The sequence below is a fragment of the Salegentibacter sp. Hel_I_6 genome (genome assembly GCF_000745315.1).
Classification (GTDB): Bacteria; Bacteroidota; Bacteroidia; order Flavobacteriales; family Flavobacteriaceae; genus Salegentibacter.
In genome coordinates, this window is sequence record NZ_JQNQ01000001.1 from 688,708 (window position 1) to 703,225 (window position 14,518).

Below are 14,518 nucleotides of genomic sequence, written 5' to 3' on the forward strand. Positions count from 1 at the left end.
TTAGAATTTACTTCCAAAGAGTTTTACATCTTCTTCGGTTATTTTATCGCCCCCAAGAATTATAAGACGCTCTACTACGTTACGAAGTTCACGAATATTTCCGCGCCAGTCATATTCCTTTAGTGTTTTTAAAGCATCTTCGGTAAATTCTTTTTTAACTGAACCGTGTTCTGTAGATATCTTTTCACTAAAATAATCTATAAGCAATGGGATATCTTCACGACGGTCATTTAAAGAAGGTACTTCTATTAAAATAACGGCCAGCCTGTGGTAAAGGTCTTCTCTGAATTTCTTTTCATCAATTTCTTTCTTTAAATCTTTATTAGTTGCAGCAACTACCCGTACATCTACTTTAATATCCTTACCGCTACCTACCCGCGAAATCTTATTTTCCTGTAAAGCTCGTAGTACTTTAGCCTGTGCCGAAAGACTCATATCGCCAATTTCGTCAAGGAATATTGTTCCGCCATTGGCTACTTCAAATTTACCTGCGCGATCTTTATTGGCTGAAGTAAAAGCACCTTTAACGTGACCAAAAAGTTCGCTTTCTATTAATTCTGAAGGGATAGCCGCACAATTCACTTCTACCATTGGCCCTTTAGATCTATCGCTTTTTTGATGTATCCAATGCGCCACCAGTTCTTTTCCAGTACCATTTTGGCCTGTGATAAGCACGCGGGCATCTGTAGGAGCTACTTTTTCAATAAGTTCTTTAATTCGCTGAATCTCCTGGGATTCACCAATCATTTCAAAATTCTTACTTACTTTCTTTTTAAGACGGGTATTTTCTACAACAAGTTCTTTTCTATCCAGCGCATTTCTTACTGTATTCAATAAGCGGTTTAAATCTGGTGGTTTTGAGATATAGTCAAAAGCGCCCATTTTCATAGTGTTCACAGCAGTATCCAGATCACCGTGACCCGAGATCATTACTACAGGAATTTCTGGTTTTATTTTCATTATGGCTTCGAGCACTTCTACCCCATCCATTTTAGGCATTTTTATATCGCAAAGAACAAGGTCAAAATCCTGATCTTTTATTTTTTCAGTGCCATCAAGTCCATCAACGGCTTCTTCAACCTCATAATTCTCACTCTCTTCGGTTAAAATTTTCACTAAAACCCTTCTTATTGCTGCTTCGTCCTCAATTAATAAAATACGTGCCATATTATAAAATGCTAAATTTTAAACCCGCGCGGGCGTAGAATGTATTGTTTTCGTCAATTATATAAATATTCTCCCTGTCTTTATCTCTTAATCTAATGTCATTTAAAATGGTATAACCGGCGTAGGAATAAAATGAAATATGATCGGTAAAGTTGTACTGATACCCAAGACCACTTAGTACAATTGTCATAGACATACTTTCTGCAAGCCGGTTTGAACCAGGATTAGTTTGTGGATATGGATTAAAATTTTGTTGAACATTAGCGAAAAATCCGTCTAAAGTTACAAAACCCTGTATCTGGTGCCTATCGTTTAAATGATATTTTAGATTAGTTTTTGGAATTCCTAATCCGTAAGACCATTTTTCATCAAATCGTTTATAGTAATTTATAACAGGTAATGGAAATGGAAACCCTGTGGTGGTGGTATAACTTAATCCTAAAATTAGTCGCCAGGGTTCAACATAGCGTTCATCTTCTTTAATTTTTATAAAAAACACTGAGCCGGTATAGATAAAATCGTCTCTCACCAACTTCTCTGTAGCGAAGTTAGATGCCACTTTCACTCCTGTCTCTGCCCCAAAACGCCATAAATCATTCATTTTAAAGGTATAGCCTATTTTACCGGTAAAAGATTGAAACCTATCTAAATTATTGGTAGAAAAGGCTTCATTATTTCTATATCTAAAATTCACATTTCTATATTCCACACCCGGAATTAGATATGCGTCATTTTCATTAAGTTTAATAGGAAAATTTACAAAGGTTCGAAATCTTCTAAATGAATTATCGGAATCTGACTGCGGAAAATAGGTGTATTCTATTCGTGCTAAATCTGTAGATTGAGCCATTGCCGGAAAAGTTACAACTCCCAGCATCAGGAAAGCTATAAATTTAAAGGTCTTATTCATCTTTAGATAAATTTTGAGTTAGGTTGTTATTGGTAGGGTAAAAATGCACATCCCTTTGTGGGAAAGGAATGGTGATATTATTTTTCCTAAATTCTTCATCTATTTTAAATCTAAGCTGGCTTTTTATTTTTGGGTCTACAAAACTATCGGTTACATAAAAATGTAGCGAAAAAACCAGGGATGAATCTCCAAAATCCTCAAAAAGCACGAAGGGTTCAGGACTTTCCACGATATTACTATTTTCTTTTGCACATTTAATCAAAACTTCTTTTACTTTTTGAGTATCACTACCATAAGAAACACCAACTCGCACTCCTTCACGGGTGGTTGCATGGTTTTGAGTGTAGTTGTAGATAACATCGCTCATAAACTTATGATTAGGAATAATCATAACCTTATCATCCCTAGTCAAGGCCCGGGTAGTCCTTAACTTAATTTCAAAAACACGACCAACTCTACCTTCCATCTCTATCACGTCTCCCACTAAAAGGGATTTATCCAGAATGATAAAAACCCCTCCAATAATATCCTGAAAGAGCTCTTGTAAAGCTAAACCTATACCCACAAAAAGTGCAGCCGATGCTGTTAAAAGTATGGTAATATTTATCCCGGCAGAGCTTAATGTAATAAGTATTACCACCAAATAAACAAAGTACTTTATAAACTTAAATACGCTTATAAATTTATGCTTGTCTTGCTGCGCCAGTTTTCCAGTAATAAACGATCTAATTACTCTAAGCACAATACTGGTGAGAACAAAAGCGAAAACCACCAGTAAAATTAAACCTACCGTAATTTCTATTGGCGTACCACTAATTTCGTACTTAAAAAGAATAAGATTCCAGAAGTCTATCAGGCTACCCCAAATATCTTCTTCTACCACTTCCTTTATCGCTTCTGAAGCACCTGAAGTTTCCTGTTCCTGCATAGTTAATATTTAAGCCATTTGAACAATTCTTTATAACTGGCCTTTTTACCATACATAAGAATTCCCACTCTGTAAATCTTGGCTGCTATCCAAATAACGCCAAAATTTGTAACAATCAAAATTGTTATAGAAATAGCTAATTCCCACCACGGCACTCCAAAGGGAATTCGCATAAGCATCACTATGGGTGAGGTAAGCGGAATCATAGAAAATATGGTAGAAACACTACCGTGGGGATTTTCAATGACTGAGAAAAAGCCCACATAAATTCCAAGCATTAAAGGCAGAATTACCGGAAACATGAATTGTTGTGTATCAGTTTCACTGTCTACTGCTGCACCTATTGCAGCATAAATTGCACTATATAAAAAGTAACCTCCAATAAAATAAATTAAGAAAAAGATGACCAGGCTTAAAATGGGCAAATTAAGTACATCCATTAGTAATTGGGCGATTTCGGGTTGAGCTATTTGTTCCATAGTTTCCAATTGAGATTTCTGAACAGTAAAGATATCTATGCCAACCACGTAAAACGAAACCATAGCGAGAATTCCGGCTAATAATACCCAAATTGTAAATTGTGTAATCCCTGCTAAAGAGGTGCCCAAAACCTTCCCCATCATTAATGTAATGGGTTTTACTGAAGAAACTATTATCTCAATTATCCTATTTGTTTTTTCTTCAATCACACTGCGCATGACCATATTCCCATAAATGATAATAAACATCATAAGTAAATATCCTGCAGCACCACCAAAGAACATTTTTATATAATTAGACATTTTAGAGGTACGCTCACCAGAAAAATTTTGAATCTCAATTTTCACCTCAGTTTTGGCCTCATTTAACTCATTAACATCAATACCGCGTTCAATAAGTTCTTCGCGAGTAAGCCTATCAGCAATTGTTTTTTCGATAGCCTGAACAGTTCCCAGGCCCGGTGACTCTTTGCCAAAAAATTGAACTCCTTTTAAGTCTCTACTTAAGTTTTCAGGGATATAAATGAGACCGTAATAATCCTGCTCATTAACCATTTTCTTAGCTTCTTCAAATGATTTTCCTGAAAGATCTAAATATTGAACCTGTTCCACATCTTTAAATTCCGAAGAAAACATTTCAGTTTCATCATACAAACCTATAATTCGTTGCTCACTACTGTTAAGCATACTTAAATAAGCAATAAGGGCGAACATTCCTACCAGAATTAACGGACTTAAAAAAGTCATGATAATGAATGTTTTATTCCTTACCCTTGCTAAATATTCTCGCTGAATTATGAGCCTTAGATTACGCATTTTGAGTCACGGTTTTAATAAAAATATCGTTTACTGAAGGAATAACTTCTACAAAATGATTTATCCTGGCTCTACCTATAAGATAATCTAAAAGTTGATTTGGAGTTTCCCCATCTTTTAGCTGAATAGTTAATTTAAGATCGTGGTTTATACTTTTAAAATTGGTTTTACCAATAATAAATTTCTCTTTTAATTCAGCCAACAGAGCAAGATCATTTTCTGATTCAAGACCTACTTCATAGGTATTAGATTTATATGCTCTTTTAATTTCTGAAACTTTACCATCCAATAATTTATTAGACTCGTGTATTAAAGCCATATAATCGCATAATTCTTCAACACTTTCCATTCTATGTGTTGAAAATAGGATGGTTGCGCCTTCCTCTTTAAGCTGAAGGATTTCATTCTTTATTAATCCAGCATTTACAGGATCAAACCCACTGAAGGGTTCATCAAAAATCAATAATTTTGGCCGATGTAAAACGGTAATAATAAACTGTACTTTTTGCGCCATCCCTTTAGAGAGTTCCTGTATCTTTTTATCCCACCATCCTTCAATTTGTAGTTTTTTAAACCAATATTCAAGGCGCTCCTTAGCTTCCGCTTTTGTAAGCCCTTTTAAACGCGCAAGGTAAAGCGCTTGCTCACCTACTTTCATAGATTTATAAAGACCACGTTCTTCCGGGAGGTAACCAATATGCGCAACATCGTCAGGATGCAAGGGTTTACCATCAAGAAAAACCTGCCCTTTATCTGGCATGGTGATTTGGTTGATAATTCGAAGTAATGTTGTTTTTCCAGCTCCATTAGGACCTAAAAGGCCAAAAATACTTTCACGGGGAATAGCTATTGTAACATTATTTAGTGCAGTAAAATTGCCAAATTGCTTATAGATATTTTCTGCTACTAAGAGATTTTCCATATATAGGTTGGTAAAAAGAAATTACCTCGAAGCAAACTCTCGAGGTATTCATAGAAAACAATATTTTTAATTTCGAGGCACGCCTCGCTGTATTAAATCTCGATTATCGAGTAAATATATTGAAATAGCTTGATAGATGTTTTGGATTAAGAAGAAATTTTACTTTTCATAAAGGTCCTAAAAAACAAAACCCACCCTCAATAAATTAAGGATGGGAAAAAAATTGCTATGAAAAAGAAAAATTGTCACTAAAAGACTTAGTGATAATCAAATATATAAATTTTTTCTTAAAACAGCGGTTCTAAGAAAACATATCTTTAACTTTTTCAAAGAACGATTTATCACTCTTCTCAGGATTCGGCTGGAAGTTGTCGTCATCAGCCATTCTTTCAAAGAATTCACGTTGTTCTTTACTAATATTTTTTGGAGTCCAAACATTTACATGGACTAATAGATCACCTTTTCCGTAACCATTTAGGTTACCAATTCCTTTTCCTCTAAGTCTAAGGATCTTTCCAGATTGAACACCTTCTTCAATCTTAATTCTAACTTTTCCGGTAACTGTGTCTATTTCTCTTGAAGAGCCTAAAACGGCTTCAGACAAGCTAATATAGAGATCGTAATGAAGGTTATCACCTTCTCTTTGTAGGCTGTGGTGCTCTTTTTCTTCAATTGCTACCAGCAAATCTCCGGGAATTCCATTTCCTGGAGCATCATTACCTTTTCCAGAAACTTTTAACTGCATCCCATCTTCAACCCCTGCAGGAATTTTAATAGAAACGGTTTCATCTTGCTGCACCAAACCATGGGCATCTGCCTCTGGCGGTTTATTATCTATTATCTGGCCAGAACCAATACAAGCCGTGCAAGGCGATGCAGTTTGCATTCTTCCCAAAATAGTATTGGTTACCCTTGTTACCTGTCCTGTACCTTTACAGGTTGTACAGGTTTTGTAGGTAGTTCCAGAAGCCTGAACTTTTCGTTTTACTTTAATTTTTTTCTCGGCACCGTTAGCAATTTCTTCTAAAGTAAGACTTACCCTAATTCTTAGGTTACTTCCTTTAGCACGTCTTTGGCCACCGCCAAAACCTCCTCCAAAACCAGAGAAGCCGCCACCACCGCTAAAACCACCACCAAAGATGTCTCCAAATTGGCTGAATATATCATCCATATTCATGCCGCCGCCGCCGAAGCCGCCACCGCCGCCACCTTCAAAGGCCTGGTGTCCAAACCTGTCGTATCGGGCGCGCTTATCTTCATTGCTAAGTACTTCGTAGGCTTCAGCAGATTTCTTAAATTTCTCTTCAGCTTCAGAATCACCCGGATTTTTATCTGGGTGGTACTTAATGGCCATTTTTCGATATGCTTTCTTAACCTCTGCGGTTGAGGCACCTTTGCTTATGCCTAAAATGTCATAATAATCTTCTTTCATAGTCACGTTTTGCGGATTCTAAAAAGCTTTTATTTGCCGGTTACTACTTTAGGAAATCTAATAATACGTTCCCCGAGCTTGTAACCACGCTCTACTACATCAACTATCTTGCCTTTAAGCTTATCTTTAGGTGCAGGAATTTGAGTAATGGCCTCGTGGATTTCAGAGTCAAAATCGTCTCCTACTTTCACATTCATCGCCTGAAGGCCCTTACTATTAAGCGTTTCCTTAAATTTATTATGTATAAGTTCTACACCCTGAATTAAATTTTTATCACCAGATTTCTTTAATTCATTTAAAGCTCTGTCAAAATCATCCAAAACTGGCAACATGGCGGTCATTACCTCCTGATTGGCAGTTTTAAATAGTTCCAAACGCTCTTTAGAGGTTCTTCTCTTATAATTTTCAAACTCGGCAAAAAGACGTAGAAATTTATCTTTTTCCTTTTGAAGTTCTTCTTTTAGCTTTTCTTCTTCAGTAAGTTCAGCATTTTGCTCTTCCTCCTTTACATCTCCATTTTCGTTCTCAACCTCTTCTATAGCTTCATCAATAACGTCTTCAACCTGATCTTTAACAGGCTGATCCTGTTGGTCTCCTTTTATATCTTTTCTTTTTTCGCTCATTTTTATTCATTTTAATATAGCCACAACGGGTCAAAATCATTGCCAATAATGATTCATTGTCAAAATGTCATTACCGGTTAAATCCTTCACGAAGAAAAACCAAGTTTTCTGCAAAAGGAAATCATGTTATAGCCAATCCTAAATACCTTAAATTAAGGATGCATGTAAAGGTTTAACCTGGTATTCAAAAACCTTTAGACTTGGTCCATATTTTACAATATTTTTTCAATTCAAAAGTTATATCAAAAAATGATGATTATTTAATAAAAAATTAGCAATTGGATATTGATATATTGAGTAATTTTGCGGCTTAAATAAACTAAATTTTAACAAAAATGAGAAAATCAATTTTAAGCACTTTTGTGATCGCAACTTTAGTAATGGCGGTTGTAGGATGTAAAGACGATAAAAATAAGGCAGAAACTTCTGAAGCTAAGGATGCTGCAACAGCACAGGCAGAAGCTATGGAGTTTAAGGTAGATACTTCTGCTTCTACTATTGAGTGGCAAGGTAGCAAACCAACCGGTGAGCATACAGGTACAATTAGACTTTCTGAAGGTACTTTTAGCGCTAATGATAGCATTATTGAAAGCGGAAATTTCGTTATCGACATGCAATCAATAGAGGTTACCGATCTTGAAGGAGATGATAAAAAAGATCTTGAAGCTCATTTAATGGGAACTGTAGAAGGTAAAGAAGGAGATTTCTTTAACGCTACTAAATACCCTGAAGCAACATTTGAAGTAACTGAAATCACTGAAAAAGACGGACAAAAAATGTTATCTGGTAACCTTACTATTAAGGAGGAAACTAAGAATATTAGCTTCCCAGTAACTATAGATCAATCTGGAGACAGCATTGAAATTACTAGTGAAGAATTTAGCATAGACAGAACTAACTGGAATGTGAATTTTGGTTCTAAATCTGTTTTTGACGGACTTGGTGATAACTTTGTAAGTGACGATATCACTTTAAAGATTAATCTAAAAGCTACTAAAGCTTAAGATTATTCATAAACGTAAAATTAAAAGGCTGCTAAATTATTTTAGCAGCCTTTTTTTATGAAATAATATTTATGAATATTTAAATCAAATCTTCAAGTGCTTTGGTAAGGTTTACATAATTAAATGAATATCCTTCCCGCTCTATCTTATCGCTACTAACCAATTGACTTGATAATACTATGTGTGCCATTTCTCCCAATACCAACTTTAGGGCCACCTTAGGTACATTGGGCAGCCATACGGGTTTCCCCAGCTGTGAAGCCACTTCATTCACCATTTCCTTATTAGTTACCGGGTTTGGGGCTACGGCATTATAAACTCCAGTGAGTTTATTTTCCAGGGCATACATAAAGATACCCGTTATATCCTCAATATGAATCCAGGATTGCCATTGCTTTCCATTACCAAGTGGCGAACCTACATTAAAGTTTACAGGTTCTTTAAGCTTTTCCAACATTCCTCCATTTTCGGCAAGGACAAGTCCTATTCTTATTTTTGCGACTTCTATTCCAAGGTCTTTAAAATTGTCTACTGCTTCCTCCCATTTTACAACTACTTCACCTACAAAAGAATCATCTACTCCCTGATCTTCTTCAGTATATAATTTTTCGAGCGAACTAGGATACACACCAATGGCACTGGCTGAAACCACCTGTTTTATCTGGTGTTCATTTTCCTGTAAACATTTATAGAGTAAACTCGCAGTTTCGGTGCGACTTTTCAGAATTTTTTCCTTTTGTTCCGGGGTCCATCTTTCAGCAATACTGGCTCCAACAAGATTTATAATCGCATCAACACCTTCTATTGCTTTGCTGTCAATTTCATTTTCATTGGGATTCCAGTAAAAACCTTTGTAATCTGGCTTATTCTCAAGCTTATCTTTACTGGTAGTTAGGTAATGAACTTCTATCCCTTTATCGCGACATGACCGACTGATCTTAGATCCTATTAAACCGGTAGCTCCTGTAATTAATACACGCATTTTTCTTTACAAGATAGCAACATGTCTAAACCTCAGCTAAAAATTATTACTGATTTAACAGCAAAACCGGCTACTTTTTTAATGCCCTTAACATTTCCCGCTTACCTGGAGGGCCGGGAAGCCTTTCAACGATAAAACCTGCAGTTTGTATAGCTCTTCTTACACTCCCTTTTGCAGAATACGTTACCAAAACCGCCTTTTTTTTCATCGCCGAAAACATTTTCAGAAAGATTTCTTCTGTCCAAAGTTCGGGTTGCACTCTAGCGCCAAAAGCATCAAAAAACACTAAATCATATTTATTAAGGTCCTCAATTTCTTCAAAACGTTTTTGTTGTTTTTCAAGCTGAAAATTTTCAGAAATTATATGTGGACTATTCCATGGAATGGAATGCATTTTTTGAAAAGAATCAACTTCCTTTTCTGCGGAAAGCATTTTGGTGTAATTCAGTTCTTTAATTTCATCTTCTGAAACCGGGTATGCTTCTACCCCGGTATAATCAATTTTAAGCTGAAGTTTTTTAGCTTCTAAAAATGCGATGAATGCATTGAGCCCCGTACCAAAGCCTATTTCTAGGACTGTAAGTTCTTTTTGGTTGTTGTTTGCTAACCAATTTTCTAGCCCCATTTTTATAAAAACGTGTTGTGCTTCCTGTATCGCACCATGTTTAGAATGGTATTGCTCATCCCATTCGCTTAAATGAATAGTGACCGATCCATCCCCTGTTTTAATGATCTTTCGTTCCAAATTATTCTTTTAAAAGTACTGCATTCGCTATAAATGCCTTAGAAATTTCAGGCGAAGTAATTGCAGAGATTTCAGCTTCAGATCTCCCTTCATCTTCGGCATAATGCTTTTGATCTTCCACGCTCATTTCATTTAAAAAAGCCTTTCCTTCAACGATAACCTCTGTATTTTCACTGTCTTTCGGAACAAAAAATCCGTAGTCCTTGAAAGTTACACGCACATCATCTTCCCCCGGAAGTTCTAAAATCATCCAACATCCTTTCATTTTACAAACGCTGTTTATAGTGGAGCTAAATTTTAATTCTAAGGTATCACCGGGGGATAGCGAATTGAATCTTTCCAGAGCTTCCGCCGCGGTCAAAGTATTCTCTACTGAAATCTTCTCCCCAAAAGAAATGTATTCAGCAGAATTATTTTCAGCTATAATTTCAGGCTTATCATTAGATTTTTCATTTTTACAGGCAATAAAAATTACCGCCAGGGCTAATAAAGACGCTATTTTTCTCATTTTCTTATTTTAAGTTAAAACTTTGAAAGCAAACAAATTTACCAAAACTTTAGATTTTGATTCTGTTTTAATTTAGGTAAATTTGTTAACTAAATTAATGATAATGAAATACGATACTGACCAGCTCGAAATTACCAAAGTCCAAAAATCTAAGATTGAAGAAGTAAATTTTGACAATCTGGTTTTTGGAGAAGTTTTCACAGATCATATGTTTATGTGTGATTATGAAAATGGCCAATGGCAAAATCCTAAAATTAAGCCTTATGGACCTATTCAACTGGATCCTTCAGCCAAAGTGTTTCATTATGGACAGGCCGTTTTTGAAGGAATGAAAGCCTATAAAGATGAAAATGAAAAGATTTGGCTTTTTAGACCAGATGAAAATTACAAACGTATTAATAAATCTAGTGCAAGGCTTGCTATACCAGAGTTTCCAGAAGAATTTTTCTTTAATGGACTTGAAGAATTATTAAAAATTGAAAAAGATTGGATTAAAAAAGGCTTTGGAAACTCGCTTTATATTAGACCTTTTGTAATAGCTACTGAAGAATGCGTTTCGGCCAATCCCGCTACAAAATATAAATTCATGATTATTTGCTCTCCCGCCCAGGCTTATTACAGCGGTGAAGTAAGGGTACAATTTTCAGAAAAATACAGCCGCGCTGCCGATGGTGGCGTAGGAGCTGCCAAAGCAGCAGGAAATTATGCAGCACAATTCTACCCTACCAATCTTGCAAAAGAAGCTGGCTTTCAGCAAATAATATGGACTGATGCTAATACCCATGAATTTTTGGAAGAAGCCGGAACGATGAATATTTTCTTTAGAGTTGGAGATAAACTTATTACAGCCCCAACCAGCGATAGAATTTTGGATGGAGTGACGCGAAAAAGCGTTCTAGATCTTGCAAAAGATCTTAATATTGAAACTGAAGTTAGGCGAGTAAAAGTTTCTGAAATTGTAGAAGCCGCCAAAAAGGGTGAACTTAAAGAGATCTTTGGCTCTGGTACCGCAACGGTTATTAATCCTATCGCAGGTTTTGGATATAAAGGTGAAAAGTTTGAGCTGCCAAAAATGGAAGATTCTTACGGAAAATCTTTTAAAGATCGCTTAATGAAAATCCAATACAACCAGGCCGAAGACAAGCACGGCTGGAGATATGAGGTGAAATAAAATTTCTCAAGAATAGAAAGAGGCTTTTAAAAGGTAATTTTGTTGTACTAAACTTATTTCAAAATTTTGATATAAGGCTAGAGGACGAATTAAAAACTTTTGAAAAAGCCTCTTTCTATTTAATCATTGTTTAGAGCCCTTTCTATATTAGGTCTGCAATAATTTGGACCTTTAATCACTTTCCCATTTTCATTGTAAATTGGTTCCCCGTTTTCATTAAGCTTACTCATATTACTATATTGAATTTCTTCAAAAACAGCTTCGATTTTATTTTCAAGGCCGTGTTCAATAATAGTTCCGCATAAAACGTAGAGCATATCGCCCAGGGCATCGGCAACTTCTGTGAGATCCCCATTGTTGGCCGCTAGAAGATATTCTTCATTTTCTTCTTTCATTAGTTCGTAACGTAATCGGTTTTTCTCTAAACCAAGTGAAGGAATTGGTTTTTCTCCTATTCCCAGTTTAAAAGTTTTATGAAACTCTTTTACCGCAGCTAATCTTTTTTTCATGCTAAACCATTTTAATGAATAACCTGTTAAGCTTAAAACCTTAACTTTGCCTAAAAATATATAAAATGTTTAGTACCGGCCAACTTGTTTTTGCAGGTTTATTTTTAGTAACGTTTATTATAATTATTTCTTTCAGCTATAAAAAAGACAGGCGCTTACATAAAAAACAATATAAAGGAAGTATTTGGGTATTAGTTGTGTTTATTGCTTTTATCGCCCTATTGTTTGTACTAAAAGGCTTTTTGAATCCATAGATAATTAATTTTTTAAAAGATCAATGGAAAATTAAATAAAAGAATAGAAGCTATCAAGCTTAAAATAACTCAGTAATTGAGTAATGTTAAATTATTATCTTCGCTTATAAAGCTACCAATATGAAAATATTAAAATACTTTTTCTTTCTCTTACTTATCCTAATAATTGCGGGTTCCATTTATATCGCTACGAAAGATGGTGATTACCAGGTTGAAGAAACCAAAGTAATTACAGCTCCTGTAGAAATGGTGTTTCAGGAAGTTAATGAATATAAGAATTGGGAAAACTGGGAACCCTGGTCAGCTGAAGCCGATGATATGATCATTGAATATGGCGCAAAAACTAGCGGAGATAGTGCTTCTTATTCCTGGAAAAGTGAAAGCGCTGGTGATGGTGAGATAAGAACCATTGCAGTCAAACCTTACTCTGAAATAGAACAGGAAATCACTTTTAAAACTTCCTTTGGAGAATCTACCAGCCAGGGATATTGGAAATTTAATGAAATTGAGAATGGCACCGAAGTAACCTGGGGTATAAAAGGCCACCAAAGTTTTATGGAAAAACTGGCTTTTACTTTTCAGGACGAAAGCATTAGCGAAATGATGCGCCCAATGTTTCAAAAAGGACTTAATAATATGGAAAGCGTTGTTTTAAATAAAATGGATAAATACGCTATAAATATAGACGGAATAATTCAGCACGGAGGCGGTTATTTTATGTACACCACCACAGCCAGTAAAATAAGCCAGGTAGATGAAAAAATGGTTTCCATGATTCAGGAAGTTTCTTCTTATATGGAGGAAAACGATATTGAAAAGAGCGGAAATCCTTTTGTTTTATATAATGATTTGAATGAAGAATCTGGTACCGCTATTTTTTCTGCAGGTATCTTTACCCCAAGCGAAGTAATTACACCAAATGCCAGTGAAATATTGAACGGTTTTATGCCGAACCAAAAAGTTTTAAAAACTACTTTAAAAGGTGACTACAAGAATTTAAAGGAGGCCTGGGCCACGGCGTACAACTATACTAAAGAAAACAATCTTGAAATTGCAGAAGACGCTAAAACTTTTGAAGTTCATCTCACTTCTCCAGAAAAAGTTGCAAATCCTGCAAAATGGATTACCCATCTTTATATCCCGGTAAAATAAGGCTTATGCTTAAACAGCTTATATTGGTTTTTATTGGTGGTGGACTTGGGAGTGTTTTACGCTACTTGGTGAGTAAAAATTTAAATTTTGAGAATGTATTAATACCTTTTGGAACCTTTACTGTAAACATTCTTGGCAGTTTACTTCTCGGTTTCATTCTTGGCATTGCCGCCCGCACTGAAATATTTAATTCAAATACCGTTTTATTATTCGCTGTTGGATTTTGTGGTGGCTTTACGACATTTTCCAGTTTCGCTTTTGAAAACCAGGCACTTTTACGTTCTGGAGATTACTTAAATTTCTTTTTTTATGCTTTTGGAAGCATAATTCTAGGAATTTTGGCTGTTTTTTTAGGTCTTTTTCTCTCCAAATTAACCTAAGTGAGCTTCAAAAATTACAAACAAAACAAAACTTACCCATAATTTTAATCACCCCCTAATTTTTTAGGGGGTGTTTTTATTTATTCATATTAATTTAGTCATACACCCTATTTTTATATAGGTGTTATGATATTTTTATACTTTTATATCCAGTAAAAGTTAAATTTTTATGAAGAAAATAGAAGCAGTAATTAGAAAATCCAGGTTCGATGAAGTTAAGAAAGCACTGCACGAAACTGAAGTCAATTTTTTTAGCTATTGGGATGTTACCGGAGTAGGTAATGAGAAACAAGGCCACGTTTATAGAGGCGTGTCTTACAGCACTAGCGATATTCAAAGACGTAAAATTTCATTGGTAGTTTCAGATGAGAATGTAGATAGCACGGTAGAAACTATTTTAAAAGCCGCCCATACTGGTTCTGTAGGAGATGGAAAAGTCTTTGTATCACCGGTAGAGGAAGCTTATCGTATAAGAACAAAAGAAAAAGGAAAAGACTCACTTTCCTAAGAAATTCAACGCAATTAGAAAATTACTT

Annotated in this window: 16 protein-coding genes; 5 read left to right on the forward strand and 11 right to left on the reverse strand. The window is 35.4% G+C overall.

Annotation, left to right across the window (positions count from 1 at the left end):
• From FG27_RS03110 to FG27_RS03140, 7 genes are all read right to left on the reverse strand, one after another.
• Window positions 1-1,167 (reverse strand): sigma-54 dependent transcriptional regulator, encoded by a 1,167-nt coding sequence (locus tag FG27_RS03110; RefSeq protein ID WP_037315384.1) that lies wholly within the window; start codon window positions 1,165-1,167, stop codon window positions 1-3.
• Between the two features lies 1 nt (window position 1,168).
• Window positions 1,169-2,077: a DUF6268 family outer membrane beta-barrel protein gene (locus FG27_RS03115; protein ID WP_037315386.1), complete on the reverse strand. Its 909-nt coding sequence runs from the start codon at window positions 2,075-2,077 to the stop codon at window positions 1,169-1,171.
• Window positions 2,070-3,005, reverse strand: coding sequence for a mechanosensitive ion channel family protein (locus tag FG27_RS03120; RefSeq protein WP_037315389.1), 936 nt, complete (start codon window positions 3,003-3,005; stop codon window positions 2,070-2,072). The genes FG27_RS03115 and FG27_RS03120 overlap by 8 nt, the downstream gene beginning before the upstream one ends.
• Before the next feature lie 2 nt (window positions 3,006-3,007).
• Window positions 3,008-4,300, reverse strand: a complete 1,293-nt coding sequence (locus tag FG27_RS03125; protein ID WP_037315392.1) for an ABC transporter permease — start codon at window positions 4,298-4,300, stop codon at window positions 3,008-3,010.
• Window positions 4,293-5,222 (reverse strand): ABC transporter ATP-binding protein, encoded by a 930-nt coding sequence (locus FG27_RS03130; RefSeq protein ID WP_037315395.1) that lies wholly within the window; start codon window positions 5,220-5,222, stop codon window positions 4,293-4,295. Before FG27_RS03130 ends, FG27_RS03125 begins: the two co-directional genes overlap by 8 nt.
• 301 nt (window positions 5,223-5,523) lie before the next feature.
• Window positions 5,524-6,654 carry a molecular chaperone DnaJ gene (dnaJ, locus tag FG27_RS03135; protein WP_037315398.1) on the reverse strand — a complete coding sequence of 377 codons (1,131 nt, stop codon included), beginning with the start codon at window positions 6,652-6,654 and terminating at the stop codon, window positions 5,524-5,526.
• Window positions 6,655-6,683: 29 nt separating this feature from the next.
• Window positions 6,684-7,277, reverse strand: a complete 594-nt coding sequence (locus FG27_RS03140) for a nucleotide exchange factor GrpE (RefSeq protein ID WP_037315401.1) — start codon at window positions 7,275-7,277, stop codon at window positions 6,684-6,686.
• Between the two features lie 335 nt (window positions 7,278-7,612).
• Here FG27_RS03140 and FG27_RS03145 point away from each other — a divergent pair, with 335 nt between their 5' ends.
• Window positions 7,613-8,281, forward strand: coding sequence for a YceI family protein (locus tag FG27_RS03145; RefSeq protein WP_037315404.1), 669 nt, complete (start codon window positions 7,613-7,615; stop codon window positions 8,279-8,281).
• Between the two features lie 79 nt (window positions 8,282-8,360).
• On the opposite strand, the gene FG27_RS03150 is transcribed toward FG27_RS03145, so the two are convergent.
• The 3 genes from FG27_RS03150 to FG27_RS03160 form a co-directional block, all read right to left on the reverse strand.
• Window positions 8,361-9,263: a TIGR01777 family oxidoreductase gene (locus FG27_RS03150; protein WP_037315407.1), complete on the reverse strand. Its 903-nt coding sequence runs from the start codon at window positions 9,261-9,263 to the stop codon at window positions 8,361-8,363.
• A gap of 70 nt (window positions 9,264-9,333) precedes the next feature.
• Complete coding sequence (gene mnmD / locus FG27_RS03155) at window positions 9,334-10,008, reverse strand: tRNA (5-methylaminomethyl-2-thiouridine)(34)-methyltransferase MnmD (protein WP_037315409.1); 675 nt, start codon at window positions 10,006-10,008, stop codon at window positions 9,334-9,336.
• Between the two features lies 1 nt (window position 10,009).
• The gene (locus FG27_RS03160) at window positions 10,010-10,516 is read right to left on the reverse strand and encodes a DUF4920 domain-containing protein (protein WP_037315412.1); all 507 of its coding nucleotides are present in this window, start codon (window positions 10,514-10,516) and stop codon (window positions 10,010-10,012) included.
• Between the two features lie 103 nt (window positions 10,517-10,619).
• On the opposite strand from FG27_RS03160, the gene FG27_RS03165 reads away from it, so the two are divergent.
• Window positions 10,620-11,687, forward strand: coding sequence for a branched-chain amino acid aminotransferase (locus tag FG27_RS03165; protein WP_037315415.1), 1,068 nt, complete (start codon window positions 10,620-10,622; stop codon window positions 11,685-11,687).
• 119 nt (window positions 11,688-11,806) lie between these two features.
• Here the strand turns inward: FG27_RS03165 and FG27_RS03170 are convergent, their stop codons facing one another.
• Window positions 11,807-12,196: a nucleoside triphosphate pyrophosphohydrolase family protein gene (locus FG27_RS03170; RefSeq protein WP_037315418.1), complete on the reverse strand. Its 390-nt coding sequence runs from the start codon at window positions 12,194-12,196 to the stop codon at window positions 11,807-11,809.
• 374 nt (window positions 12,197-12,570) lie between these two features.
• Here FG27_RS03170 and FG27_RS03180 point away from each other — a divergent pair, with 374 nt between their 5' ends.
• The 3 genes from FG27_RS03180 (at window position 12,571) to FG27_RS03190 (ending at window position 14,490) form a co-directional block, all read left to right on the forward strand.
• Window positions 12,571-13,602, forward strand: a complete 1,032-nt coding sequence (locus tag FG27_RS03180; protein WP_037315423.1) for a GyrI-like domain-containing protein — start codon at window positions 12,571-12,573, stop codon at window positions 13,600-13,602.
• A gap of 5 nt (window positions 13,603-13,607) precedes the next feature.
• On the forward strand, window positions 13,608-13,982 hold the full coding sequence (gene crcB / locus FG27_RS03185) for a fluoride efflux transporter CrcB (protein WP_037315426.1): 375 nt from the start codon (window positions 13,608-13,610) through the stop codon (window positions 13,980-13,982).
• A gap of 169 nt (window positions 13,983-14,151) precedes the next feature.
• Window positions 14,152-14,490, forward strand: a complete 339-nt coding sequence (locus FG27_RS03190) for a P-II family nitrogen regulator (protein ID WP_037315429.1) — start codon at window positions 14,152-14,154, stop codon at window positions 14,488-14,490.
• Window positions 14,491-14,518 lie beyond the last annotated feature (28 nt).